We start from the raw sequence: 25,943 nt of genomic DNA, 5'->3' as shown, positions 1-25,943 counted from the left end.
GAAGTGGATGTCTGTGCGGATTATAGGAAATGAGCAGGAAATTGAATGGGCGAAGGAAGCACTGCGGAATCAATGTAACGATTGTCCCTACTTGGACTGCTGTAATGAAAAGGCGAAAGAGGAGTCAAAGCAGTGTGGAACGGTTCGGTTTGGCTGCCGGGAGTATCTGAAAGAGAAGATTGAATTCGTAGTAGAAAAATAGATGTAGTATTTTGAACAAATATAAACACCATATATAGTATAAGCCTGAATTGACATGAGGAATATCTTGTGCTAGTATACTGATATAGTTTATTTTATGCACACCCTTTTGGGGAGTTTCGGGATTCATAAGAATCTCCAAACTTACAGGAAACAGCAGGAGCTGATTCCTGGCATAAGTAGTTTATGTTTGTAGTGAGTGTCACGGTATGCCTTTTTTGGCTACGTGGCACTTTTGTTTTTTCAGGAAGAAACCAGACTTTTAAGAATGAACAGAGAAAAGACTCTCTTTTCATTCTTTTTTTGTGCTTACATTTAGGTTTCGGCATAGTTGCATGCCACAACCAGCTTTAGCTGTTGATGGATAAATATTATTTTAAGAAAGGTGGATAAGAACATGAATGAAGCAAGAGTGTATGCAGATGGATTTGAGAGATCCTTTGCAGAAGTAAAAGATCTGCTGGAGTTTCTGGCAGAGAGAGGAAGAAATGCCAAATGGATCAGAAAGCCAACAAATACGTTACGGCTGGCACCACTGGAAAAGGAGGCTCAAAATCTGGATGCGGCAGATGCATCCATGGAAGAAATTTTGGAGGATACAGAGAAGAATACGCAGCTTGTACTGAAAATGAGAGGAGAATCCTATCCGGTACGTGACTGTGCCATCCGCACCATTTTAAGCCGCGCAGGTGTCAATGGAGACGGGCTTCGCAAGCTGGATAAGGCAACATATGCGAAGGTAGTCAATTACTGCCTGCGGGTTGCAAAAGGGGATGCCCTGATTAAGATTGCGGACGGAAAGGTTTCCGCAGTACATGGCGGGGATAAACATGATTATTGCATCCTTGATATGAAAGCCATGTTTGAGACAACCTGCGAATATCTGAATCTGAATTTCAAAGGCAGTGTTTACATGGAGGGCTCTGGTATCTATGACCATTCCATTGTATCTGCCATGTGGAAGCTCGGAGGAAGTCAGGAACTTCTGGATACTTACCGAAAAGCACTGGATGCACACGGAATGGATGAGAAGATCCTGTCACCGGCACTTCGTTTTACCACATCTGACGTGGCAGCGAGCGGTGCAAATCTGTATCCGATGCTTTTGACAGACAGACCAAACGGCGTTATCAGTCTGGGAAGTCCAATCAAGCTGGCTCACGATAAAGGGGCAACGATTCTGGACTTCCGGAAAAATCTGGAGCAGGTATGCGCCCGCTATGTGGATGCGATGAAGAATCTTACTCAGCTTATGGACATTGAGATTCGTAATCCGGTGAACTGCCTGAAGCTGCTGATGAAGGAACTTGGCATTAAACAGAAGATCCGGAATGAGGTGGTGGAGCTATTTGTATCCCAGAACGGGGAAGGTGTCTGTACGGCACATGATCTTTATTATGCCATGAATGAAGCGTCCTTTTTTGCAGCCTGTGAAGGAATGTCCGGACAGGGCATCCTGAAGCTGGAGGAGGATATTACGAAGGCGCTTATAAAAGACTGGAAAAAATATGACGTTTATGGAGCAGTCAAATGTTAGGAGGAATTGGAATGAATAACAAAGCAGAGTATACACCGGAAAAGGTTGTGGATATCAGTAACCTGTCAAGAGAAGACTGGTTGGAATACCGCAAAAAAGGAATCGGCGGCAGTGATGTAGCGGCAATCATGGGGATCTCTCCATTTGCCACTATCCGGGATCTGTTTTACAACAAAACAGGTGTGCAGCCGGTCATTCAGGAGGAAGAGGAAAGCAACTGGGTTGCCAAGGAAGTTGGACACCGGCTGGAAGATCTGGTGGCAGAAATCTTTTCCAAAAAGACCGGGCTGGAAGTATTCCCGGTACGTATCATGTTCCGGCATCCGTTATATCCGTTCATGCTTGCAGACGTGGACTACTTTGTTCGTATGCCGGATGGGAAATTTGCGATTCTGGAATGTAAAACCTGCAATTATAATGCGAAAGATAAGTGGGCTGATGATGGTATTCCAGCTCATTATGTGCTGCAGGTAAGGCATTATCTGTCTGTGATGAATATGCAGAAAGCCTTTATCGCATGCCTGTATGGAAATAACGAGAATGAGTTTGTGTATCGCACCATTGAGCGTGATCTGATTGAGGAAGAAGACATCATTGATCAGGAAACGTATTTCTGGCAGGAACATGTATTGAAAAATGTAGTACCGCCGCATAACGGGAAGTCCGATCTGGTTCTGGCAAATATCCGTAATTATGGTGGTTTTGCAGACAAATCTATTCCGGAAATTGTGCTTTCCGGTCTGGAATCAAAAAATCTTGAGAAGTATCTTACCCTTTCGGAGGAAAAGTCACAGTTGGAAAAACGGAAAAAGGAAATCGAAGCAGAACAGCGGGCAATCAGTGTTCCTTTTGTGGAACAGCTGGGGCAGGGCTGCAAGGCAGTGCTGGAGGACGGTACGAACCGTTACCGTATTACCTATAATCCGACCAGACGTACTTCGGTTGGGAAAGACCAGATGGAGAAGCTGAAAAACCAGCATCCGGATATCTATGAGGAATATACAAAAACAACGGAGAGCCGTACTTTCCGAATTAAGAAGGAGGCGGCGTAATGAGAAAACCAAATGAACCGATGCGGATAAAAAGCTGGAGGGATATAAACAATGAGGTGCAGATTTAAACATAAGATTTTCCAGAATGAGGAGAATGGGTATACGATTGCCATATTCACCACACAGGATACGTCTGTCCCCCTGTCAGCCAGAGACAAATATCTGGCATCCCGGAATATCATCGGCTTCTCAGCGATTGGATTCGGTCTTCCGCTTACAGACGAGATTGAGCTTGAGATGGAAGGCAGATGGGAGAGCGGAGAGCATGGAACTCAGTATCAGGTGGAAAATTTCATGGAGGTTGTACCACGGACAAAGGAGGGTATCTTAGGATACCTTTCTTCCGGTGCAGTCAAAGGTATCGGTCTCAAGATGGCAGATACTATTTTCCGGAAGTTTGGACTTCAGACACTGGAAATCATGGAAAACAACCCGCAGGAACTCTTGAAGATCCGTGGAATTTCCGAGAAGAAGCTGGCTGCTATTGTGGAGTCCTATGGAAAAAACCAGGTGTTCCGGGAACTGATGACGTTTCTGGCGCCTTTTAAGGTAACACCCAAAAAAGTGAATATGATTCTGAAGAAATTCGGAAATGAATCGGTGGATATTATCCGGCACCGCCCTTACATGCTGAGTGCAGTCAAAGGCTTCGGGTTTCTGACTGTGGATGCGATCGGAAGACAGTGCTGCTGTGCACTCAATGATCCCATGCGGATATCCGGGTGCATCGGACATATCATGAATCAGGCAATGAAAGAAGGACATCTATTTAAACAGCGTCAGGAGGTTATCAGGGAAGCACTGGAAATGCTGAACCGGGATCTGCAGGTCATGGCAGTATCGGAGCAGGATGTCAGTCAGGTGCTTTACCGGCTGGTGCTGCAAAAAAGCATTGTTGTGGAGGAAGAACGGATCTATTCTATCCGGCAGTATGAAGAAGAAACACAGACCGCTTCCATGATAGCCAGACGGCTTTTGGAGAAGCCGGTTTTGCTGTCCATTGAACCGAAGCTGGAAAAGGCACAGAAGACACTGGGGATCACGCTGTCAGAAACACAGAAACAGGCAGTGCGGATGGTGTTTGCACATCCCATCAGTATTATTACCGGAGGTCCCGGAACCGGAAAGACAACGGTTCTCAAGGTGATTCTCTATATCCATCAGGCGTTATGCAAGTCAGAGGTACAGCTTATGGCTCCGACCGGACGTGCGGCAAGACGTATGGTGGAGAGTACCGGATGTGAAAATGCATCCACGATGCATCTGGCCCTGGGGCTTTTGGGAGATGATACGGATTTTGAACCGGATTTTGAGTACCTGTCTGCCGGATTTCTAAATGTAGATGAGGTGTCCATGGTGGACATGCATCTTGCCTATGAATTTTTCCGGCGGGTTAGCAGACATGCCAGAGTCCTTTTAGTCGGGGATAAGAACCAGCTCCCATCCGTAGGAGCCGGGGATGTATTCCGGCAACTGATTGCCTGCGGGCTGATTCCGGTCACGGTACTGGATCTGGTTTACCGGCAGGGGGCTTTGAGCAGAATCCCTTATAATGCAAAACTGATGCAGGAGAATAAGACTAATCTGAGCTTTGGAGAGGATTTTCAGTTCATTGCCTGCAAAGGAGCAGATGAGGCGGCAGAGATTGTCCGGAGGATTTATCTGGACGAGATTGCAAAAAACGGTATGGATCAGGTACAGATCCTGACTCCTTACCGGAAACGCAGTGCTGCCGGAGTGGATGAATTGAACAAATCTCTGGAGGATTTTGTAAATCCGCCAATCGCAGGGAAGAAGGAACTGCATATCGGCAGTCAGGTGTTCCGGGTTGGCGATAAGATTTTACAGAATAAAAATACCGAGATGGCGAGTAACGGCGATCTGGGCAGGATACTGGACTGTATCACGGATGAGGATGGAAATGCCAGGGCAGTGATCGGATTCCCGGATGGGCGGCAAGTGCAATATGAAGCTGACCAGATGGAAATGATCGAACATGCCAACGCAACAACCATCCATAAGGCACAGGGTTCTGAATGTCCGGTTGTCATCATCCCTTGGGTAAAAGCCTTTTATATGATGCTGAAGCGCAATATTCTCTATACCGGGGTGACCAGAGCGAAAAGCAAGGTTTATCTGGTAGGGGAATGGGCTGCAGTCTGTCAGGCAATCCATACGGATGACAGCGGGACAAGGAACACCATTCTGAGTGAGCGGATCGTACAGTATTACGATCAGTATCAGAGTGAACAGAAACTGGAAATGGAGCAGTTAAAACTTGTTGTTTAAAAATATTTTTCAACTTTTGAAATAAGCGGACTATTACTCTTATATAGGGGAACGTCTGCTTTTCTAAATGAAAGGAGCAGAGAATGAAAGAATTATTGTATAAGAAATCAGAGGCAGTTGCCGCTTTAAACCGTGTGGATGGCTTCCATCCGATGGAACTGGCAAGAAAGATTGGAGAAGAAGGGCAGGAGGAGCAGCTTTATCTGGATGTGAAATACCGGAAGCTCTGGTTTCGTCTGGTCAATCCGGCAGGAAAGATTATCAGCCGGATTATCACTTTCACAGAGAACATGGCAGTTGTGGAAGCACGTATCTATTTGGATAAATGTGATCAGGAAGACAATTATGTAGCCAATTCCTTTTCGCAGAAATTCCGGAGCGATGATCCGAAGTTTGGAGACAAATTTTTGGAAATGGCGGAAACAGCAGCTGTAGGAAGGGCATTATCGGATGCCGGATATGGTGTGCAGTTTGCGGATGTGGGAGAGGAAAATGATCCTGCACAGGTAGATGCCGGAATTCCATATCAGAACCCACAGATGCCAGATACAGGTGTTATGGAAAATGCTGCCATGCCGGATTCGGGTGTCATGCCAAATGCCCCTATGCCAACTTATGGAGAGATGCCAGGCCAGTCGGAATATGCAGGCCAGCAGATGATGAATCAGTTCTATCAGCAGGCACAGGCGGCTGGAAGCACCATTTACCATGGCAGTGGACAAATGCCTGGTTACGATTCTGCTCCGGCTGCCCCTACGCCGCCAAAGACCGGACAGATGTTGCAGGGAGCATTACAGAATCTGGATACGTCCCTTCCGGTAGAAGAACTGATGAAACGCATGAACTATGAAATGGCAGTCGGGACTGTGATTCCGGGAAAGGGAAAATACGGCGGAAAGACCATGGGACAGGTGGCAGTTGAAAGCCCGTCAACGATCCAGTGGTTTGCCGAGCAATATTCCGGACCGAACAATCTGGTTCCGGCGGCAGCAAAGGTAATTTTACAAAAAGCAATGCCGATGGCTGGTTAAGGAAGAACCCCGCAGAGAGCTTTTTTCTGCGGGGGAAAGGAGGAAGAGACCGGGATGTATTATGATATGTCTGGGTTTGATTATGGAATACTGGATGTGGTGCAGGTGCTGCATCTCAGAAAGCGTCGGGGAAATTATTATGACTGCCCGTTTTGTGGAGAGACGCATGGAAAACTCAATATCAATGTGGAAAAGAATGTATTCCGGTGCAACCGCTGTGATGCGTCCGGGGGGATGCTGAAGCTTTATGCGGATTTGCACAATGTTACACTCTCCGAAGCAAATCAGCAGATCCGGGAAGCATTAGGAAAAGGAGAATACCGGACGGATTATATCAAAGCAATGCCGGTACAGGAAGAAAAGGCAACGGCAGAGCTTGCACCGATAGAGGAAAGCCACAGGACGTATCAGAGAATGCTGTCCATGCTCACGCTTAACAGGAAGCATCAGGAGGATCTGCAAAGACGGGGATTAAAACCGGAACAGATCGAAGCACAGCGTTACCGGAGTGTCCCGCTGTTTGGAATGAAGAAGCTGGTCAAAAGGCTGGCAGAAGAAGGATATATGGTGAAAGGCGTGCCGGGATTCTACCGGGATACAGACGGAAACTGGACGATAAATTTCAAAGCAGAAAACTCAGGAATCCTGATTCCCATAGTTTCTTTGGACGGGTTCATCCAGGGCTTTCAGATCCGGGTAGATCATGTGACCGACATGAAAAAGTATATCTGGCTGTCCAGTGTCAATTATGACCAGGGAGTTTCCTCCGGAAGTCCGGTACATGTGATCGGTGATCTTGCTGCAGAACGTGTCTATCTGACCGAAGGAGCCTTAAAAGGGACCATAGCCCATTATCTGTCCGGCGCTACCTTTGTGTGCGTTGCCGGAGTTAACCAGTACCGGAATTTAAAACCAGTGCTGGAGCGGATGAAAGGATATGGGATGAAACAGCTTTTGGAGACGTATGACATGGATAAGAAGATGAAAGTAGCCTGTAATCACCATGACAGTAAGTGTGCGGTCTGTTTTGAGCGTTCTCCTGTTATCTGCCAGCATAAGGCGGAGAAACGGAGGATTATCCAGAACGGCTGCAATAAGGTCTATGAAATCTGCCGGGAGCTTTCCCTGCCGATGAACCGAATGGTCTGGGATATGGACGAGAACGGGGAGTGGAACGGGAAACTTAAGGGGATAGATGACTATTTAGTTGCCATCAAACAGAAGGAAGGAGCCGGAGCGCAGACTTCGGCTCTTCCGAAAGGAGAATAATCATGAGAAAAAAAGGAAATACGGTGCTTGCAGGACTCATTATCTGCCTGTTGTTTGTTTTTCTCGCAGCGGCAGGAAAACTCTTTAGTGTTTATCTGAAGTATCAGAAAGGGGAGGCAAGTTACGAGAAACTGCAGGAATATGTTCAGGAACCAGAGGAAGAAGAATCACCGGAACCCGAGAAAGAGAAGGAGGAACCTCAGAGCAGGTATCTGGAAATTGACTTTGCAGGTTTAAAAGCGGTTAATCCGGATGTCATAGCGTGGATTCAGATTCCGGCACTGGACATTAGTTATCCGGTGGTACAGGGGAAAGATAATGCATATTATCTTCATCACCTTTTTTCAGGAGAATCCAATATCAATGGGAGCATCTTTGTGGACTGCCATAATCAGCCGGACTTTACGGATCAGAATACGATCGTGTACGGGCATAATATGAAAAACGGGAGCATGTTCGGAACTCTGGATAAGTACCAAGACCAAACGTTATTTGAACAGCATCCGGAGTTTTATATTTACCTGCCGGGAAAGATTCTCAAGTATCGTATCTTTTCCTGCTATGCGGGAAGAACCGGAAGTGAGGGATATAGGTATCATTTCCCGGAAGCGGAAGATTTTCAGATATTTCTGGATACGGTGTCTTCTTATGGGGATTATGATACCGGCACCGAGCTGTCGGCAACGGATCGGATAGTTACGCTGTCTACCTGTGTCAATTCCAGACGGAATTACCGCTATCTGGTACATGGAAAATTAAGCAGTGAGATCATCACTGAGGAATAAAAGAATCATGCTGGTGTGAGAAGAAATTTCTTATACCAGCTTTTATTATGGGAGAAAATGTAATGGGAACAGCATTGGTTATGGAACACGCAAACGCACTGGCGCAGATGATAGTCAGTGAAAAGGACAAGTTATTCGATGAAAGAGTAGAGGCGCTTGTAAAACTCTATGGAAGGGCGGAATTTTATCTGAAGCAGGGATTTCTGGAGAGCATCGTCTGCGAGTTCCACCGGAAGAAAGTGGAAATGATTATGCAGGCGAAAACGAAAGGAGAGATTACGGAAATACTGAAATTATCAAAACCGCATTTTGATGGGAACAAGTTTGTCTATACCTCTCCGTATGCTGTGGAAGAGGAAGAGCTGCTCCTTTGGTCTCTGACGTCACTGCAAGGTCCACTCCGGGATGAAGGGTATCAAAGATAGCGGGAATTATTTGAGAAGTGCCTGCCGGAATTGGTGGAAAAGCTTTCAGCATAGGACAATGACAGAACAAAAGAAAAAAGATACTAAGCATTTTTGAGAATGGTTGGTATCTTTTTTTCTTAGACAAACTGTTATTTGTTACTTAGGAACCGACCGTTAATATCCCCAAGTCATTAATTTCCACGTTCCGCCTTCGCTACGCGCCAACCACCATGACCATGTGTATTCTTCATTAGCGTTCCACGCTCCACCTCCATTTTTAGGTGACCTGAAACTACTATCAAACGAAATACATTGTGTGAAACTCTCTTTATTGTCATTTGCTTCCTCCAATTCATTCATCCAGGCAATATTATCCTCATTATTGCACGCATCATCAGATGTATAAGATAGGCTGTGCAATTCACACCCCTCAAAAGAACTAAATTGTTTCTTTATAACATCAATAGCTTCATCCATGTCATCTTTTGTGTATATAGATGATGTCCCATAATCAATAACTAAATTTTTTGTATTTCCTTTTCCACAACCAGCTAAAGATATAACAAATAAAAGACAAAGAACCATTGCTATCAATCTTTTCATAATCACTACCTCTTCAAATTCATATTTTTTTGCTCTGTCATTCATCCTGAACAACTGGAACTGTTAGTCGTTATCTTTCGTTCTGCGTTCCATTACAAACTGCTCTAAATTTATTCTGTGATTATACTTTATGGATGCATCCTTATCCTTAGAGAGTATAATATCATTCATATCAATTCCATTTAATGCAGCAATCGCAATAGTGTAGTGTACCACATCGGCTAATTCGTTACCTAATTGGGTTTGTAAATCCTCTTGACCAACAGATTTTCTACCTGCCTTTTTATTTAGTACTTCTGCCACTTCACCTATTTCTTCTACGAGTTTCATAAACAGGCTTTGGTCAATCCCACCATTTTTATAATGGTCGAATAAGTATTCTTGCAGTTCCTCTATTGTAATTTTCACAGTATCTTTTCCTCCGCAAATTCATATTTGATAATATGTTCATTATACTGTGTTTTACCAATGATATCAACGATATGGAAGTATACAGGAAGAAAAATTATGGAAATAGTTTTTAAAAAGTTGCACTTTAAGTATCTTCTACGTACAGAATAAGTATCAAGTACAAAGGAGTGAATGTAGCATGATAAAAAAATTAAGAGTAGCCGTGGATCACGGGAACCGGAACATGAAAACCTGTAATTTTGTATTTACCACTGGACTGACAGAACAGGACAAAAAGCCTGCCAGGGGAGAGAAGTATCTGAAATATCAGGGAAAGTATTATACCCTTAGTGAGAAGCGGATTCCGTACCAGAGAGACAAGACGCAGGACAGCAGGAACCGATTCTGGATTCTGACGTTATTTGCGATTGCAATGGAGCTGGAGCAGAAAGCGCAGATTCAGCCGGAGAATGTCATTCAGGTGGAACTTCCGATTGGGCTTCCACCGAAGCATTTTGCAGAGCTTTGTGAGAGATATGAACGCTATTTCAAATGGGACGGGAAGGTGCAGGAACTGTGCTTCAACGATAAAGTCTATCACCTCTGTATTCAGAATGTAATGGCGTTTCCGCAGGATTATGCAGCCATGATGACGAGAATGACGGAAATCCGTGAGATTCCGAAAGTCGTAGGGATTGATATTGGCGGATTTACTTCTGATTATCTTCTGATGAGAAGTGGCAGACCGGATATGGATTATTGTGATTCTCTGGAAAAAGGTGTGATTACCATGTATAACGATATCATTTCCAGTATTAACAGTGAATATGACATGCTTCTGGAGGAGGCAGATATCGACAGTATCATCAAGGGAAAAACGCAGTATTATGAGGAAGCTGTTGTACAGGCAGTAGAAACCATGGTTCAGAATTTTGTTACCGATCTTCTGAACAGCATCCGAGAGCGGGGCATTGATACAAAATCTACTTATACGGTGTTTATCGGCGGCGGAGCAGTGCTTCTGGAACGATTTCTGGAGCAGGCAGACCGGTTGGGAAAACATACCTTTATCCGGGATATGAAAGCAAATGCCGATGGATATGATCTTTTGTATCGCATGACACAGGCTGGAGTGTGATTTTATGGGAAAGAAAAATCCGTTTGTATTCACTATTGGTTTTGATAAGTCGGACCCAGATCATGTGTATGTGACAGAACTTCTGAATACGACAGAGAAAAAAGCAAAACTGATCGTTGCGGCAATTCTGGCATATACGGGAAGAACGGATGAGACAGGTAATGGCAGTATAAGCATGGAACCGGATATGCTCCGACCAATGATGCAGCAAATCATCCGGGAAGAAGTAAGAAAGGTATTGGAAGGGCAGGACGTTTCTAAGATAAATAGAGAAATGCCCACAGAAGTTGATTTGATGGAAGAAGAACCGCTGCGGATGGATCAGACTATGAGACAGAATGTAGTGGATGCTATCAGTGCATTTCGCAGGGCATAAAAAAGCAGGAGAGATACACATGCTTATGGCAGTGTACTCTCCTGTTCTTTGTATCAGAATGGGAATAGACAGAAAACTCACAGACTATTCGCAGATTACTCACAGATTGTCTTTGTATAATGTGTAGATGATGAAGGATACGGGAGAGCCTTAACTTAGGTTCTTGAATCCATCCAGAAGTCCACGCAGTGTAGAAAGGGCAAGCTGTTTCTGCTCCTCCGGGCAGGAATTTAGTTCTACCATGATTTGCTGCATGGTAGAATCCGGGTTCGTTTTCTGGTTAGAAAATATAGCATCTATGGAAATATGTAAGTAAGTTGCCAGGGCATAAAGTGTTTCCAACTGTGGATTGCCAATATAGTTTTCAATATCAGAGACAGTCCGTAAAGAAATCTTTGCCTGTTCCGCAAGGCTGTTTTGCGAAAGATTGCGGCGGAGACGTTCTTCCCTGACTGCATCTCCCAATAATTTTTTCACCATCTATATCACCTCACTTAATGCATATATTTTATCGTAGATTAACACTATACGAAATGCGTTAAAGTGCGTTATGATAAGCAGGATAACACATGCACAAATAGAGAAACATGGAAGTAAGTACGACAGATATGAATGGACAGCATAAGATAAAAGCCAAAGAGGAACTGAATCTGTTAAAAAAATCTTATCCATACAATGTGTCGGAGAGAAGTTAGAATATGCAGTATATGAGATACTATCATCGCATATCCTACATAATTACATAGAAAGAGAAGTATCGGCTGGACTACGAATAGAGTGGTCCAGCCTTTCTTTTTTTCGAAAAAATGAAGGCAGTGTCACGTTTTGTTGCCGCTCACCGCCATCCTCGGAATTTTTTGGAACGTGATAAAAAATTTCGGAGGATAAAACAAATGAACAAAAAAACATATACAGGATCAAAGATACAAAATCACTTTACAGCATATCTGATACAGTTTGTCCGTGGAAAACGACATGATTATCTGGAGAAGAAAATCCAGATGGCTGATGCAGAAGAACTGTTGGAGGATATTGGACAGATGGAGGCAAGAATTGTAATCGAAGAATTGCTGGAGAACCAAACGAGGGAGCAGCTTTTATTGCAGGAGGCACAGGGGAAATATCCAGAATGGAATAAGATGTCAGATGAAAGACTGATGAAAGCGCTTCATACGCTGTGGGATGAAGAACGGAAGCTGATTTACCAGCATGTGTTTGAAGAACGTACTTTTGAGGAAATGAGCAGGCTAAACGGGTTATCAGAGGAGCGATGCAAGGGTATTTATTATTATGCAATCCGGAAGATCCGCAAGGTGATGGGAGGAGAAAACTAATGAATTTTGAACGATTACTTTTACAGGCAAAAGAAGGAAATGCAGATGCGGTACTGGAGATTTTAGAGATATATAAGCCGCTTTTAATTAAGAATGCGATTGTGAATGGCAGATTTGATGAAGATCTGTATCAGGAACTGGTAAGTACATTGCTTCAGTGTATCCAGAGATTCCAAATATTGGAATAGAATGGATAAGCCCGGCGGGAAACTGCCGGGCGGATAATATATTGAAACCGTGAGAAAAGAAGGGTGATTCTTTAGTTGCCTGAACAACAAGGAGTCTGTACGTCCAGTCCATCCAGATAACCCTTTCCCCAATCACACATCGACTCCAAAACAGGAATAATACTTTCGCCAAAAGCAGTTAAGGAGTAAAGAGTTCTCGGTGGCTTTTCTGGAATGACCTCTCTGCGAAGCATCCCAGAGTTTTCCAGATCCCGAAGCTGCTGAGAAAGCATTTTCGGGGTTGCACTGGGAATCAGCCGCTGTAATTCCATATAATGCAGTGGGTGGTTAATGAGATGCCAGAGAATTAAAGGCTTGTATTTTCCGCCAATCAGGGAAAGCGTTGCTTCCACAGGGCAGTTAAAGGATGTGGTCTGTTTCATGATCATGTCTCCCTTCAGGTAGTATCATTTTGGAAAGTATCTTTCCGGAAAGTGCAGTCTTGCAGGACAATCCAATCGTGATACAATCAAATTGTTGATCGATATATCGTAATCATAAAAGAAAAAGGAAGGATTGACAACCATGGATTTTATTGAAATTGCAAAAAAGAGATATTCTGTCCGGAGCTATATGGAACAGAAAGTAGAACCAGAGAAATTAGAGAAAATTATTGAGGCGGCACATGTGGCACCAACAGCAGCAAATCAGCAGCCGGTTCATTTGCTTGTAGTGCAGAGTGAGGAAGGTCTTGCAAAAATCGGAGAAGGAGCGAATATTTACGGAGCACCATTGGCAATTATCGTTTGTGCCGATCATAACAGGGCATGGACAAGACCATTCGATAAAAAGCAGACAGGAGATATTGATGCTGCTATACTGACAGATCACATGATGCTTCAGGCAACAGAACTGGGATTAGGTAGTGTTTGGGTTTGCTATTTTAAACCGGATGTAATCAAAAAGAAATTTCATCTGCCGGAAAATTTGGAACCAATCAATATTTTGGTAATCGGATATTCGGATGAGACTGGAGCTGATCCGGAAAGACACGGCCAGAGTCGGATTTCAGTGGAAGAACTGGTTTCCATGGAAACATTGTAAAGATATATTTTATACATCACTCTCAGGGGAGTAACATCCTCTGGGAGTTTTTTGTCATATTTGTTGCACTTTTCGGCTCTGGTACGTACAGAAATAGAAAAGAAACATATCCCAAAATGTACACATTTTAGAAGTACGTTCCGGAAAGGGGGATTATATCTCAAAAAGGTTACACACACAGTTTTGAGATATGCCAACAAAAGTGTGGATATTTTGGGACAGGGAAAGGAGAAATGTGGATGCAGATATATGGATATCACCGCACCAGTACAAAGGAGCAGCATCTTGATCGTGGCATACAGGAAATTGAGCGGTACTGTAACGAGCATGAGATGGCACTTACGAATATTTTTACGGATCAGGAGACAGGGAAGAATTTTAATCGTCCGAGATATACCGTTTTAGTGGAGGATGTCCTGCGGCCGGGAGATATTTTGATTATCACAGAATTAGACAGGCTGGGAAGAAATAAGCGGGATACGATGCAACAGATTCAACGGTTAAAAGAAATGGGAGTGCGGCTCATGGTTTTGGAACTTCCGACTACGCTCATGGATTTATCTGTGATGGACAACGCTATGGCAAGGATGATGCTGGAAACAATCAATAACATGATGTTGGAACTTTATGCTTCTATGGCGCAGGCAGAGCTGGAGAAAAAGGAGAAGCGACAGCGGGAAGGGATAGAAGCGAAGAAATTGCGGGGCGAATGGGATGATTATGGAAGACCATGCGTGATGAAGCAGGAAACCTTTGACGAGAACTTCCAGAGCGTTATTTCCGGAAAAATGACACCGACACAGCTTCGGAAGAGTCTGGGAATGACACACTCTACCTTTTACCGGTATCGTAAAACTTTTTATGAAAAATATCCGGAACTTTCCAATACCTAGAATGAAAGCCATATTACTTATATAGAACAAAGAATTTCAGGAGGAAAGCAATATGAGTGAAAAAAGAATAGGTACTTTGATTTATGATCCGTCTATGGGAAGATATGATATCCGGTTTGGTATTGAATCCTATTATGGGGGACTGCATTGTGGAGAATGCTTTGATGTGGAGGTAAGGGATGTATGGATTCCGGTTCGGATTGAAATGGACGAGGACTGGTATCTTGTGGGACTTCCGAAGACACGCCTCGGCGGGCTGACTGTTCGGATGTAGAGGAGATAGATGATGGAAGCCAAAAAGAAATATGTAAAGCCCGCCTTCCGATTTGTGACAGATCTGAGGAGTATTCTGGAATGTCTGTATGAAGTATATGGAACGGATGGGGAGCTGCTGCTTAAAGGAGAAAAGCTGTCAGATACAGTAATCTGCCCGTTTATCCGCATGGTTCAAAAGAAATGCAGTGTGGTGGATGCGGAAATCCTGCATTTGATGCTCTGGAAGATATATATGGTAAGTGCGAGGAAAGAAGCATTTGTAGCGGATGCTAAGAAAGAGCTGCAGCCTTATTTGACCAAGAAAGATGAAAAACAGATTGACACCATATATGACACCACATATACTATAGATAGGAGGCATTAAAGATGTCGAAATGGGATAAACTATTGACAAGAATTTGCTCATTATCGAAAGACCTTCGTTTTGATGAATTAAGAAAAGTATTAGAAAGTTATGGATATGAGATAAATGCTCCGAGAAGTGGGAGCAGCCATTATACATTCCGTAAAGCGGGATGCCAGCCGATAACAATACCGAAACACGAACCAATCAAGAAAATTTATGTTGAAATGGTAAAGCAGATTGTAGAAAGTGAGGCGAAAAACGATGAAGACACTGAATGATTATTTGGCAATGTCCTATCGCATGGAAATTGTGGAAGATAAGGATGAAGGTGGATTTGTGGTTTCTTATCCGGAACTGCCGGGATGCATCACCTGTGGAGAGACGATAGAAAGGGCAGTTGAAAATGCAGCGGATGCAAAAAAAGCATGGTTAGAAGCTGCACTGGAAGAAGGGATTGAGATTCACGAACCGGGAAGCCTGGAAGAGTATTCGGGACAGTTTAAAATAAGGATGCCACGCAGCTTACACCGGGATCTGGCGGAACACTCAAAAAAAGAAGGCATCAGTATGAATCAATACTGTATATATCTTCTTTCAAAGAATGATGCGCTGTTAGTAAAATAAATATACAAGAATATAGATGAAAAGAGCCGTCCGGATGGGCGGCTCGAAGTCTTTTATAGATTAAAAATGATATTGCTCCAGCAGGTATAGGGGAAGTGTTTGTACATTCCCAGCGGTTCCGCCTTTGGTATCACCTTTTAAATACAATAGTTTGTGGGCCTTCCCCTGTTCCAATGCCTTCAAGGCAGTAGATGCAGTTCCCTTACCGGCTTTAACTTCAATCAGATAGCGGATGTGAGTTTTCAATGTCTGAGCTACAAAATCAATTTCACCACCTTTATAAGTAGCAAAAGCCGGTGTCTCAAAGATAATTTCTTCCGGGAATTCCTGGCGTTTGGACAAGTTAATGTAAACATAGTTTTCGTTCAATGAGCCATCCATAGTTGATACAGTAGCACCAGTTCTGGAGAGATAATAATATGCAACTCCAAGATCCATGAAGAAGCAGCGGCTTCCCGGTTTGAAATTCAAGATGTCCAGTTCTGTGATTTTGCCACAGAAACCGATGATTCCAGAATGGTAAAGCCAGTTGATAGCACGATAGCAGGTTGCTTTAGAAAGATTACTGGAGTAATTCTTTGTAACGAGCTTTTGCAGTTCTTCACTTATACTGTCCTCATCTAATCCTTTCTTTTCACGAAGCAGAATACGGCAGATGCTTAAAAAGATGTTGGTAAAAACACTAATATCTGTGATGTCATCAAAGTACCGCATAGATTCGTTTAAGAAAATGCGGATGATTCTAACAAGCTCTTTTTGAGCTGCTTCCACGTCTTTTGTGTTAAGGTATGTTTCCACAACCTTTGGATAGCCGCCAATCTGTCTATAGATGTCGTAAACATTCTTTAATTCGTCATATAGTTCCGGTACGGTGTCATCTGCATGATCCAGTGGAAGTGATAGATACTTCTGAAAAAGCTGGTCATCCAATGCTTCCAAAAACTCTTTAAAGGAAAGGGTATAAATACGGATACTGGTAATATCTCCACTGGAGAATTTGAATTCCGGTTCCAGTACACGTCCCAGATAACTTCCAGTTACAATGAAATGCGCTTGAAAATAGCGGGTAAATTCTCGGATACGGTTGAATATCTCTGAGGATTCCTGAATTTCATCAATAATGATGACTGTATCGTTGGTATCTTCAAAATCCGGATCGAAGAGTTTAAAAGCATCGTGAAGCGGCTGCTCCGGTCGTTTTGTACCGGGAGTCCAGTCTGTGGCTTTTTTGTAACATTCCATAAATTGTTTGCCGGACAGATCAAACAGGTTAATGTAGATCTTGTGCCTGAAGTTCTCATCCGCAAATTTATTGATAATATATGTTTTTCCGACCTGTCTGGCACCATTCACTTCCAAGGTGCTGTGGACGGTATCGTTTTTCCAATCCAGAAGCTGATCGTAAACTTTTCTTTTCAGATACATGGGAAATGCTCCTTTCTTTCAACTGTTCCTATTATATCAAAATATGAATGGATAATATAGAGGGTAATTTCTGATAAATGATGAATTGTCTAGTCTGAGCAGTTCTTCACGGGTATTCCGGTTTCTGTCATTACTTTTTCGTACTGAAGAAGCTGTTCCCAGGTCAGCCATTCCGGTTTCTGATTTGTGGGAAAACCATTCCATAATTCTTTCATACGAGCAATATGGTTTTGAACGCTATGATTGCATAGGATAGACGGACTGCGATTTCCGTAGCCCAGATAGTATTCACAGTCAGACTGTAATTTACTTAACATCCGGTACTCGAATTCATAGGAACTTCTTTGATACGGAGCCGGATGAAATGTGTACTCCTGCTGTATGGGATGGGAAGGTTCTCCATCAATATGGTTAAAAGATAAAGAATAAAGATTCGGTTCAGCCCCTTTGCCAAGGTCAATATCCTTCCACAACTTTTCGAATTGGTCCTTATATACCGGACAGGAAAAATCATCCATGCCAGTATACTCAAGCACTAATTTTGTTTTTGCATTTTCATTCATTCTATTAGACCATCCTTTCCTTTATTGCAGACATTGAGGTATATTATTGGGCGCTGTTTCTGCATTCCACTGCAGCTTCGCACGTACATCCATCAGGATGATTCCTAACTGGTTTTCTCCGCAGTTATTGACTTTGCCCCAGAAATAGTCACCCCAGTTGTTTCCTTCAACAAGTGTGGACTCTCCGGTTGCAAGAAGTTTGTCCCGGAGTTCCGGGTTCTGCATGAATTTGCACATGCAGATTTCATACATGAACCGGACTTTCACTTTTTCCCAGTCCGGGCGTAATGTAAGATCTCTGCCGAGTTTCTTTGCATCAGAAGGATTATGCATCCGAAAAATACAGAATTTGCGTTGCTCTCTCGCAGAGAGTGTTTTCTGCGCCTGAAAAGCAGCTTCATTGTTTGCATAGGTTTGTCCCATGTAAGAGATTGGTGCCGGATAGAAATTGCTTAGAAAAGCATAATCTCCCCGAAATTCATTGATCTGTGTAGGTATGCGCTTGCTTGTATTTGTTTGATTCATTATAAATTCCTCCTTTGTAAAAGAGGTGCGGCCTTTCAGCCACACCTCAAAATAATTCTCATCTATTGCAGAGATGGTTATGCAATCATCTCCCAAAATTCAGCTTCTGTAAGAATTGGAATACCAAGGCTCTGGGCTTTTGCCAGTTTGCTGCCGGCTTTTTCCCCGCAGATCAGGTAATCGGTTTTCTTTGTTACAGAGCTGCCAGGTTTGGCACCAAGCTCCAGAATCTTATCGTTGATACCGTCTCTGGTAAAATGCTCCAGTTTCCCTGTTGCTACGATGGTACATCCTGTAAATTTGTTTTCTTTTGTCATAATGGTCTCTTCCTTTCTTTGTTCAAATGTGAATTCGTTCTGTAAGTTTTTCCATAAATCAAGATTTGCTTCATCTGCAAACCAGGAATGGATGTTGTGATTTAAGATTTCGCCAAAATCCTCTAACTGAGTGAAGTCGTAATCTCCGACAGCCGCCTGTTCAAATGCAGTTAAATTTCCGGAAAATACGGTGTCCAGAATCCGGCTTTTGGTTCTGCCGATCATAGGAATATCCATGGAAACCAGATAGCGGACAAAGCTGGTCCTCCGGCTGGCGTTGATGGATTCCCACAAGCGGTCGAAAGATTTCTCACCATATCCGTCCAGTGCCACAATATCTCCCCGGTGTTCCTCCAGATGATAGATGTCCTGAAAAGAGTGCAGATAGCCCAGATTCAGGAATTTTTCTAAAGTGGCTTCTGACAGTCCTTCGATGTTCATTGCCTTCTTGCTGGCAAAATGGACAAACCTTCTTGTGATCTGGCTGTCGCACTGCGGATTATCACAATGCAGAGTTTCTACGGTGCGACCGTCGCTGGTCTTACGGCTGTAGGTTCTGGTTTTGGAACCACAGCAAGGGCAGACCGGAGGCGTGATGTCGGTATACTTTCCACGATCCAGATTATCCTCTATATGTGGGATGATCATGTTTCGTTTGGAAACAAGAATCCGGCATCCGGGTACAAGCTCCAGATTTTTGATAAAGGTCAGATTATGAAGGGAAGCTCTGGAAACATCACAGCCGTCAATCTCCACGGTATCGAAGATGCCGACCGGAGCAATCTCTCCGAATCTGGTCGGTGTCCATTCAATTTCACGCAAGAAAGTTTCGTAGGTATCATCCTCAAACTTATAGGCGAGGCCGTCCTTATAGTGGTGTCCGGTTTTTCCGCAGCTTTTGGAGTAGCTGAGACTGTCAAAAATCATGACAATGCCATCGATAGGAAGATGTAAATTTGCTGCTGTGGATACCAATTCCTGAATGAATTTCTCCGCATATTCTTTTGAAAGTCCGGTTCCTGAAATTGAGAAAAACGGGCAGTAACCAAAGCCCAGGTGTGTTAAACCTTCTAATTTGCAGGCTCTGCTGTCCGGGAAGGGAACATCCTCCATTCCTTCTAATACATTGAACGGAAGAAAGCGAACACAACGTCCGATACAGTTCTTCGGATCAAGACTTCGTACTGATCCGGAAGCAAAATTACGTCCGTTTTTATAAGGTTTTCCATTTCCATCACGCAGAGTATCTTTCAGACGTTCAAAATCATTGGTTGGTATAAAAGACTCACCGGTAATGACCAGACGTTCTTTGTGTGGAATGGTAAGCGGTACATTTAAAAATGCCGGGATATTGTGTGTAATATCTTCCCCCACTTCACCATCTCCACGGGTAGAAGCCTGAATCAGTCTGCCATCTTCGTAAATGAGTTTGGTAGTCAAACCGTCCAGTTTCAGCATAAAGAGAACTTCCTGTCCTTTCATGAAATCTAAAAGCTCTGAAATCAGTTTTGTTTTCTCAAGCGAGAGCAGTGGAATCGGATGGGTGACTTTGGCAAGTTCACTGACCGGATAATATCCAACCGTCTGTGTCGGAGAATTTGACAGGATGAAACCAGTCTGTTCCTCCAGTTCCTTCAGTTCGTCAAAGAGCCGGTCATACTCGGCATCAGATACCAGAGGGGCATCCTGATTGTAGTAGGCATGACGGTATTCATTGAGTTGTTTTACAAGATTCTTAATTCTTTTGACTGACATAGAGTCTCCTTTCTTTTGTGGCGTGCCAGTTCCGGAATCATTTGTTTCCGTAATCCTCCTTTCCCTGCGTTCAGGCATAAAAAAAGAGAATGACGCTTATGTTCATTCTCAAAATAGATGCAGTTTCCTGCAAAATAAAAAAAGCCAGAAGTCCCTGCTGCTTGTTGGGCATAGGAAAACTCCTGACTACGTTTCAAACCTAAACTGCGTGTGATAAATCCTTTCCGGATTGACACAAATAATTGATATAAGAACAGTATAACACTAGATGTAGTATATGTCAAATGAAATAGATTCCTCAATGAAGCTTTTGCCTTATGTTGATGACAAATTTGTCGGCTACAGGAATAAAAGCGTTCAGGATTTCAGATTTGCCCTAAGCGAAGGAATTCGTAGCCAGGTATTTTTTGCCACTTTCGTGGAGAAAGTCGAAAACCAGATAAAATCAATCTCTGTCATAAATGCCTCTAAACTGTTTTTACATCGTAGTGGTTATGCAAGTTCTAAATTTAAAAATAATTTTCACGAATAACTAACTTTTCTATATGCTGAATTGTCATAAAATATAGATTATTAAATTTGAAAGCAGATTGAAGGTGATAAACATGAGAAGTTATAAACGGTATACCAGGCGAAAGAGACTTTTGAAGCAAATCGCTGTGGTTGCTTTAGTGTTTATATTGGGATTTGTGCTTTTGCGGGCTGTTTCGTATATGGCGATTCAGGGTGAAATTCCGATGATTAACAGTTTCAATCTATTTAGAAGGGAAGCTGATACTTCTTTTGGATGGAACTTGATTCTTGTAAATGACGATTATTGTGTTCCCCGTAATTATGAGGTAGAACTCACAGAATTATCAAACGGAGAAAAAGTGGATTCGAGAATCTATCCTCAGCTTCAGCAGATGTTTGATGATGCCAGAGCTGAGGGACTTGAATTATTTGTAAGGGAAGGGTACAGGACAACTCAGGATCAGAAAGATATTATGAATGAGAGAATTCAGCAGTATCAGGATGAAGGCTATTCACGTGGGGAGGCAAAAAAACTTGCGAAAGAATATGTTGCCGAACCTGGAACAAGTGAGCATGAACTTGGGATAGCCGTTGATATCAATGCGGATACGTCCAAGTGTTCTTCGGATGCTGTTTATACATGGCTTGCCAATAATGCATATAAATATGGTTTTATTAAAAGGTATCCTGATAATAAGATAGAAATTACAGGAGTGAACAATGAACCCTGGCATTATAGGTATGTAGGGGTGGATGCTGCCCTGGAAATGCAGAAAAAAGGATTGTGTCTGGAGGAGTATATCGAGACTCTAAAATAAAAATTAAAAAATAATTTATCTTTAACTAACTTTTTATGCTTGTTAGGTGTCTTAGTATATAGGAGGGTAAAATATAGGGGGCAAATGAGGAAGGAGGAATGAGATGACTTCTGACTTCTTATTACTACAGAAAATCAGAAACGGCAACAACCATGCAGGTAATCAGTTTGTTGAAAAATATTATTCTTTTATCTATCAATATTGCTTTCTGCACATCCACAATCAAGAATGTGCAGAAGATATGGTACAAGAAACTTTTGTGAGGTTTTTCGGAGCGCTGATGAGCGGAGCTGAAATAGGAAAGGCGAAGAGCTATCTATACAGCATAGCGGGAAATATCATTAAAAACTACTATAAAAAAAAGAAGGAAATATTATTGGATCAGTTGCCGGATATAGAAAAGGATAATCTGACAGAAATAGAAATCCGGCTTGATGTAGAACGGGCGTTGGATCTGCTTCCGGAAGAAATAAAAGAGACGGCAATCTTGTTTTTCTTTCAGGGGTTAAAACAAAAAGAAATTTCTGATTTATTACATATAAAATTATCACTTGTAAAATATCGTGTTTCGAAAGCAAAAGAATTACTGTCAAAACAGTTGGAGGAGGGAAGAGATTGAAGCAGTATCAGAGAAAAATCAAGGAGTATAAATCCTTGATACAGAAGGAATATATACAGGAAACGGCAGTTTGCACAGTAATGGAACGGTGTTCAGACATTGTGAGCCGTCAGGATAACAGACGGGCGTCATATTTCGAATTTTTATTTGAGCAGTTCAAATTTATCAAGAAAAGATGGTGGGCCCTGCAGGGAGGAATCCTGTTTCTGCTTTGGATTCTGCTGGCGGACTCAGATGGAGGAGCAAATACAGAGCGGACACTGGGGGCTATGTCGGTGATGTTTTCTGTGATGATCGTACCTGAAATCTGGAAGAACCGGAGATTTTCTGCAGTCGAGATCGAAAAAACGGCATTCTATTCACTGCGCCAGATCTGTGCTGCAAGGACATTGCTATTTGCAGCAGTGGATCTGGTTATGATTACAGCTTTTTTCAGTATTTCAGTTTATACACTACAGATTTCGGCATACCGGATCATCATAGATTTTCTAGTGCCGCTTAATGTTTCCTGTTGTATCTGTTTCCGACTATTGTATAGCAAATGGAATGATATGGAGCATATTGCTGTTTTTCTAAGTATATCCTGCATACTGATTTGGACGCTGATTGTGTCCACAGATTCTATTTATCAGAAAATTTCGGTACCGATCTGGGTTGGCTTGCTGATCATATCGTTTGGTTATCTGATCTTTTGTGTTCACAAATCGCAATGTAACTGCGAAATAAACTGGGAGGTGAAGTCGAGTGGAACTGCAATTTAAAAATGTAACAAAAGCTTATGGAGATGTACATGCAGTAGATCACGTAACACATTCTATGGAGAAAGGTGTATATGGGTTATTGGGAGTAAACGGAGCGGGGAAAACCACTTTGATGCGGATGCTGTGTACAGCGATAAATCCGACAAGCGGAGAAATCTTGTGGAATGGAAAGGATATCTTCAGTTTGGGAGCATCTTATAGAGGGATACTCGGTTATCTGCCGCAGAATTACGGGTTTTATCCGGATCTTTCAGTGTATGACTACATGATGTATATTGCATCCATCAAAGGACTCCGTCCCATCGTGGCAAAGAAAAGGGCTTTAAAACTGCTAGAGCAGGTCGGGATGGCTGAAAAGCGAAAAAAAAAGATGCGCACTTTATCAGGGGGAATGATCCGGAGAGTCGGAATTGCTCAGGCGATGTTGAATGATCCGCGGATATTAGTATTGGATGAGCCAACCGCCGGTCTTGATCCGAATGAGAGAATCCGGTTCCGAAATCTGGTCAGTGAATTGTCGGAAGACCGCCTTGTCCTGCTGTCTACCCACATTGTGTCAGATGTCGAATACGTGGCAAATGAAATCATATTGATGAAAGAAGGAAAATTTTTCTATACAGGAACATCGGATGAGATTATTTTGTCTATGGATATGTCAGTATGGAATTGTACTGTTCCTAAAAGGGAACTGAATAATTATATGAAGAAATATCTGACTGGAAATGTAAGGACAGTTGCCGACGGAGTGGAACTAAGAGTCCTTTCAAAGACGCCGCCGGCAAGGAATGCAGTACAGGTGGAGACAACACTGGAGGATGCATTTCTTCTGTATTTTGGAGAAAAGGCAGGTGATAAAGATGATGTTCAAATATGAGTTGAAAAAGATCTTTTCTAAGCGGGTTAATCAGGTTTTGCTTGCGGCAGTGCTTGTGGTGACGATTATTTATTCCGGTATGGCAATCGGAAGTATGCGCTATGTGGATGAAGAGGGGCAAAATCACACTGGGATTGAATCGGGACGGCTTCTGGCTGAAAATATCAATCAATGGAAAGGGGAACTTACAGCGGAGAAAATTTCCGAAGTAATAAATGATTACAAGACGATATCTGCCAAATATCCGGATGAAATACCAAATACAGAATATGGAAAAACAGTACAGTCATATTATGATATTTATAGTTTTGTAATTGGCATAATGACTCCAGATTCAGAATGGAATGAAAGTGTAGTATATCAGCTTTCAGATGAACAGCTACAGAATATCTATACAATCTATCAGGACAATATGAAGAAAATAGTGGAAGAGTATGGTACTACACCTGAAAAGAGAAGTTATCTGGAAAGCGTTTATAAAAAGATAGAAATACCTTTTATGTTCGAAGCAAAAGATTCCTGGACTACGATGACAATGTACGCACAAACTTATGTACTGTTAATGGCAGTGATCATAGGTTTTTTGGTAGCTGGTATATTTTCCGGAGAGTTCCGCCCGGGAACAGAGGATGTTTTTTTTGCCACTAAATATGGAAGAACGAAGGCAATAAAAAACAAGATTTTTGCGGGAATACTTGTGTCAACGGTTACCTATTGGATCGGAGTGGGGGTATTGTCTCTTATCTCATTTGCAGTAATGGGAACAAGCGGATTTTTCACGCCGTATCAGATTGATGATCCATACAGTATTTATGTTATGACATATGGAGAATATTATTTGCTGATACTTGTGGGCGGGTATATCGTGACAATGTTTTGTGCTGCGTTGACTATGCTGGTGACAGTTAAGATGCATACACCGAATCTGGCGATTTGTATCCCGTTTTTCCTGCTTTGTATGATGCCGTTTATCGCAAGAGTATTACCGGCATTTGATGCTTTTTTCAATTTGCTGCCAACTGTATTGACTAATATTTTTAATGCAGTGAGGACGCCGATTCTTTTTCAGATTGGTTCGTTTGTATTTCGTCAGATTTCGTTATTGATGTTTCTGTACATCTTATTATTTATTGTACTGTTGCCTTTAATATATATAGGTTATAGTCGATATGGGTTAAAGAAGAAATAGTATTACGAACGTCTGATAAAGCTATTGAAACTTTCGGCTGTTACTGCAGAAATTTTATGATCCGGATAAAAAAGAGGGCTACTGATAAATTGCGTAATTGTGCCTCTTTATATAAAAGAGAAATTAAATGACATCACGTGAACTCGTTCGGGATATGTTTATAAACTATTTCCGGATATTTGAAAAAGATCAGGAAGGGTTGAAAAGCAGGTGATACCATGGGAAAGTAATGATTTTTACGTTTTCTGATTCCGAGGAAGAAATTCTGAATAAGATTAAATCGGTTCTAGTCTGTGAAAACACAGTAGAGTTTATGGATAATGTAAACATTCAAAAGTTGAGATTCCCAAGTCTGGAAATAGACCAGCTTCAGCGTTGTGTAATCAGAGAAGATAAGACAGTGGGGCTTACCCGACATGAATATGATCTGCTTCTATATCTTGCGTTATCTCCTAATCGGGTATTCACGAAAGAACAGATCTATCAGCATATCTATGAGGAAGCGGAGTCAGAAGTGAATAACCGAATTTACGGTCTGATTAAGAACTTGAGAAAGAAAATAGAAGAAAATCCGGAAACACCGCACTACATAGAAACGATACGTGGTGTTGGTTATCGCTTTCGGGCATAAAAGGAGCCGTCCGGCAATGGGCGGCTCGAAGTGTTTCTCTTGTTGTTTATTTATTGTTTTTTTCGTTGTATACTGTAGAGATGAGCAAAACACATTAATTCAAAAGTAGGACGTGGCAGTTAGTTTCCATA

33 protein-coding genes are annotated in these 25,943 nt (G+C 42.4%); 25 read left to right on the top strand and 8 right to left on the bottom strand.

Translation table 11 applies throughout. From position 1 onward, the window contains the following. Window positions 1–13: 13 nt before the first annotated feature. The 8 genes from DWY31_RS07670 (at window position 14) to DWY31_RS07635 (ending at window position 8,589) form a co-directional block, all read left to right on the top strand. A complete protein-coding gene (locus DWY31_RS07670; protein ID WP_425458801.1) occupies window positions 14–202 on the top strand; it encodes a 2-ketoisovalerate ferredoxin oxidoreductase in 189 nt (62 codons plus the stop codon). 396 nt (window positions 203–598) lie between these two features. Continuing rightward, window positions 599–1,738, top strand: coding sequence for a transposase (locus tag DWY31_RS07665; RefSeq protein WP_118359038.1), 1,140 nt, complete (start codon window positions 599–601; stop codon window positions 1,736–1,738). Then, window positions 1,732–2,790 carry a YqaJ viral recombinase family nuclease gene (locus DWY31_RS07660; RefSeq protein WP_117470436.1) on the top strand — a complete coding sequence of 353 codons (1,059 nt, stop codon included), beginning with the start codon at window positions 1,732–1,734 and terminating at the stop codon, window positions 2,788–2,790. The genes DWY31_RS07665 and DWY31_RS07660 overlap by 7 nt, the downstream gene beginning before the upstream one ends. A 51-nt stretch (window positions 2,791–2,841) precedes the next feature. Beyond that, window positions 2,842–5,079 carry an SF1B family DNA helicase RecD2 gene (gene recD2 / locus DWY31_RS07655; RefSeq protein WP_117470435.1) on the top strand — a complete coding sequence of 746 codons (2,238 nt, stop codon included), beginning with the start codon at window positions 2,842–2,844 and terminating at the stop codon, window positions 5,077–5,079. Window positions 5,080–5,162: 83 nt separating this feature from the next. Continuing rightward, window positions 5,163–6,110, top strand: coding sequence for a hypothetical protein (locus DWY31_RS07650; protein ID WP_117470434.1), 948 nt, complete (start codon window positions 5,163–5,165; stop codon window positions 6,108–6,110). A gap of 54 nt (window positions 6,111–6,164) precedes the next feature. Further along, entirely contained in the window at window positions 6,165–7,379 is a 1,215-nt protein-coding gene (locus DWY31_RS07645; protein WP_117470433.1) for a CHC2 zinc finger domain-containing protein, read from the top strand. Window positions 7,380–7,381: 2 nt separating this feature from the next. Next, entirely contained in the window at window positions 7,382–8,164 is a 783-nt protein-coding gene (srtB, locus tag DWY31_RS07640; protein WP_117470432.1) for a class B sortase, read from the top strand. Window positions 8,165–8,226: 62 nt separating this feature from the next. Further along, window positions 8,227–8,589, top strand: a complete 363-nt coding sequence (locus tag DWY31_RS07635) for a hypothetical protein (protein WP_243023830.1) — start codon at window positions 8,227–8,229, stop codon at window positions 8,587–8,589. Between the two features lie 156 nt (window positions 8,590–8,745). Here the strand turns inward: DWY31_RS07635 and DWY31_RS07630 are convergent, their stop codons facing one another. Next, window positions 8,746–9,174 carry a hypothetical protein gene (locus DWY31_RS07630; RefSeq protein WP_021865125.1) on the bottom strand — a complete coding sequence of 143 codons (429 nt, stop codon included), beginning with the start codon at window positions 9,172–9,174 and terminating at the stop codon, window positions 8,746–8,748. Window positions 9,175–9,237: 63 nt separating this feature from the next. Then, a complete protein-coding gene (locus DWY31_RS07625; protein WP_008373991.1) occupies window positions 9,238–9,582 on the bottom strand; it encodes a MazG nucleotide pyrophosphohydrolase domain-containing protein in 345 nt (114 codons plus the stop codon). A gap of 181 nt (window positions 9,583–9,763) precedes the next feature. Here DWY31_RS07625 and DWY31_RS07620 point away from each other — a divergent pair, with 181 nt between their 5' ends. Both DWY31_RS07620 and DWY31_RS07615 read left to right on the top strand, forming a co-directional pair. Further along, a complete protein-coding gene (locus DWY31_RS07620) occupies window positions 9,764–10,702 on the top strand; it encodes a ParM/StbA family protein (RefSeq protein ID WP_173905322.1) in 939 nt (312 codons plus the stop codon). A 4-nt stretch (window positions 10,703–10,706) separates the two neighbouring features. Then, window positions 10,707–11,078, top strand: a complete 372-nt coding sequence (locus DWY31_RS07615; protein WP_005333400.1) for a hypothetical protein — start codon at window positions 10,707–10,709, stop codon at window positions 11,076–11,078. 150 nt (window positions 11,079–11,228) lie between these two features. Here DWY31_RS07615 and DWY31_RS07610 read toward each other — a convergent pair whose 3' ends face one another. Then, window positions 11,229–11,558 (bottom strand): helix-turn-helix transcriptional regulator, encoded by a 330-nt coding sequence (locus tag DWY31_RS07610; protein ID WP_117470429.1) that lies wholly within the window; start codon window positions 11,556–11,558, stop codon window positions 11,229–11,231. Window positions 11,559–11,971: 413 nt separating this feature from the next. Between DWY31_RS07610 and DWY31_RS07605 the strand changes: the two genes are divergently transcribed. Beyond that, window positions 11,972–12,412, top strand: a complete 441-nt coding sequence (locus tag DWY31_RS07605) for a sigma factor-like helix-turn-helix DNA-binding protein (protein WP_330422491.1) — start codon at window positions 11,972–11,974, stop codon at window positions 12,410–12,412. Beyond that, window positions 12,412–12,600, top strand: a complete 189-nt coding sequence (locus DWY31_RS07600; protein ID WP_117470428.1) for a helix-turn-helix domain-containing protein — start codon at window positions 12,412–12,414, stop codon at window positions 12,598–12,600. The genes DWY31_RS07605 and DWY31_RS07600 overlap by 1 nt, the downstream gene beginning before the upstream one ends. Window positions 12,601–12,671: 71 nt before the next feature. Here the strand turns inward: DWY31_RS07600 and DWY31_RS07595 are convergent, their stop codons facing one another. Next, window positions 12,672–13,022, bottom strand: coding sequence for a winged helix-turn-helix transcriptional regulator (locus DWY31_RS07595; protein ID WP_330414900.1), 351 nt, complete (start codon window positions 13,020–13,022; stop codon window positions 12,672–12,674). Between the two features lie 142 nt (window positions 13,023–13,164). Between DWY31_RS07595 and DWY31_RS07590 the strand changes: the two genes are divergently transcribed. The 6 genes from DWY31_RS07590 to DWY31_RS07565 all read left to right on the top strand — a co-directional run bounded on the left by DWY31_RS07590 (window position 13,165) and on the right by DWY31_RS07565 (window position 15,822). Then, window positions 13,165–13,683 carry a nitroreductase family protein gene (locus tag DWY31_RS07590; protein WP_117470426.1) on the top strand — a complete coding sequence of 173 codons (519 nt, stop codon included), beginning with the start codon at window positions 13,165–13,167 and terminating at the stop codon, window positions 13,681–13,683. A 239-nt stretch (window positions 13,684–13,922) separates the two neighbouring features. Next, window positions 13,923–14,576, top strand: coding sequence for a recombinase family protein (locus DWY31_RS07585; RefSeq protein ID WP_117537011.1), 654 nt, complete (start codon window positions 13,923–13,925; stop codon window positions 14,574–14,576). A gap of 52 nt (window positions 14,577–14,628) precedes the next feature. After that, window positions 14,629–14,850: a DUF5348 domain-containing protein gene (locus DWY31_RS07580; protein WP_117470424.1), complete on the top strand. Its 222-nt coding sequence runs from the start codon at window positions 14,629–14,631 to the stop codon at window positions 14,848–14,850. 9 nt (window positions 14,851–14,859) lie between these two features. Next, window positions 14,860–15,216 (top strand): hypothetical protein, encoded by a 357-nt coding sequence (locus DWY31_RS07575; protein ID WP_117470423.1) that lies wholly within the window; start codon window positions 14,860–14,862, stop codon window positions 15,214–15,216. A 2-nt stretch (window positions 15,217–15,218) separates the two neighbouring features. Beyond that, window positions 15,219–15,476, top strand: a complete 258-nt coding sequence (locus DWY31_RS07570) for a type II toxin-antitoxin system HicA family toxin (protein WP_005333422.1) — start codon at window positions 15,219–15,221, stop codon at window positions 15,474–15,476. Next, the gene (locus tag DWY31_RS07565) at window positions 15,460–15,822 is read left to right on the top strand and encodes a type II toxin-antitoxin system HicB family antitoxin (protein ID WP_005333424.1); all 363 of its coding nucleotides are present in this window, start codon (window positions 15,460–15,462) and stop codon (window positions 15,820–15,822) included. The genes DWY31_RS07570 and DWY31_RS07565 overlap by 17 nt, the downstream gene beginning before the upstream one ends. A 60-nt stretch (window positions 15,823–15,882) precedes the next feature. On the opposite strand, the gene DWY31_RS07560 is transcribed toward DWY31_RS07565, so the two are convergent. The 4 genes from DWY31_RS07560 to ligA all read right to left on the bottom strand — a co-directional run bounded on the left by DWY31_RS07560 (window position 15,883) and on the right by ligA (window position 20,407). Continuing rightward, window positions 15,883–17,247 (bottom strand): ATP-binding protein, encoded by a 1,365-nt coding sequence (locus DWY31_RS07560; RefSeq protein WP_117470422.1) that lies wholly within the window; start codon window positions 17,245–17,247, stop codon window positions 15,883–15,885. Window positions 17,248–17,336: 89 nt separating this feature from the next. Next, the gene (locus DWY31_RS07555) at window positions 17,337–17,810 is read right to left on the bottom strand and encodes an LPD11 domain-containing protein (protein WP_117718933.1); all 474 of its coding nucleotides are present in this window, start codon (window positions 17,808–17,810) and stop codon (window positions 17,337–17,339) included. A 21-nt stretch (window positions 17,811–17,831) separates the two neighbouring features. After that, complete coding sequence (locus tag DWY31_RS07550) at window positions 17,832–18,335, bottom strand: NADAR family protein (RefSeq protein ID WP_199671947.1); 504 nt, start codon at window positions 18,333–18,335, stop codon at window positions 17,832–17,834. A gap of 77 nt (window positions 18,336–18,412) precedes the next feature. Next, a complete protein-coding gene (ligA, locus tag DWY31_RS07545) occupies window positions 18,413–20,407 on the bottom strand; it encodes an NAD-dependent DNA ligase LigA (RefSeq protein WP_118519943.1) in 1,995 nt (664 codons plus the stop codon). A 277-nt stretch (window positions 20,408–20,684) separates the two neighbouring features. Between ligA and DWY31_RS07540 the strand changes: the two genes are divergently transcribed. The 7 genes from DWY31_RS07540 to DWY31_RS07510 all read left to right on the top strand — a co-directional run bounded on the left by DWY31_RS07540 (window position 20,685) and on the right by DWY31_RS07510 (window position 25,812). Then, window positions 20,685–20,939, top strand: a complete 255-nt coding sequence (locus tag DWY31_RS07540; RefSeq protein ID WP_005333435.1) for a hypothetical protein — start codon at window positions 20,685–20,687, stop codon at window positions 20,937–20,939. Window positions 20,940–21,012: 73 nt separating this feature from the next. Beyond that, a complete protein-coding gene (locus tag DWY31_RS07535) occupies window positions 21,013–21,738 on the top strand; it encodes a M15 family metallopeptidase (RefSeq protein ID WP_008373954.1) in 726 nt (241 codons plus the stop codon). A 103-nt stretch (window positions 21,739–21,841) separates the two neighbouring features. Then, window positions 21,842–22,357 carry an RNA polymerase sigma factor gene (locus DWY31_RS07530; RefSeq protein WP_117470420.1) on the top strand — a complete coding sequence of 172 codons (516 nt, stop codon included), beginning with the start codon at window positions 21,842–21,844 and terminating at the stop codon, window positions 22,355–22,357. Then, window positions 22,354–23,118 carry a hypothetical protein gene (locus DWY31_RS07525; RefSeq protein WP_117470419.1) on the top strand — a complete coding sequence of 255 codons (765 nt, stop codon included), beginning with the start codon at window positions 22,354–22,356 and terminating at the stop codon, window positions 23,116–23,118. The genes DWY31_RS07530 and DWY31_RS07525 overlap by 4 nt, the downstream gene beginning before the upstream one ends. Next, entirely contained in the window at window positions 23,102–23,992 is an 891-nt protein-coding gene (locus DWY31_RS07520; protein ID WP_008373946.1) for an ABC transporter ATP-binding protein, read from the top strand. Before DWY31_RS07525 ends, DWY31_RS07520 begins: the two co-directional genes overlap by 17 nt. Next, on the top strand, window positions 23,976–25,181 hold the full coding sequence (locus tag DWY31_RS07515; RefSeq protein WP_117537007.1) for an ABC transporter permease: 1,206 nt from the start codon (window positions 23,976–23,978) through the stop codon (window positions 25,179–25,181). The genes DWY31_RS07520 and DWY31_RS07515 overlap by 17 nt, the downstream gene beginning before the upstream one ends. Window positions 25,182–25,494: 313 nt before the next feature. After that, complete coding sequence (locus DWY31_RS07510) at window positions 25,495–25,812, top strand: winged helix-turn-helix domain-containing protein (protein WP_226851781.1); 318 nt, start codon at window positions 25,495–25,497, stop codon at window positions 25,810–25,812. Window positions 25,813–25,943: the final 131 nt, after the last annotated feature.

Origin of the sequence: Dorea sp. AF24-7LB, from assembly GCF_003478575.1 — a bacterium.
GTDB classification, from domain to species: Bacteria; Bacillota; Clostridia; order Lachnospirales; family Lachnospiraceae; genus Dorea_D; species Dorea_D hominis.
This window is presented reverse-complemented; position numbering and strand designations above follow the sequence as displayed.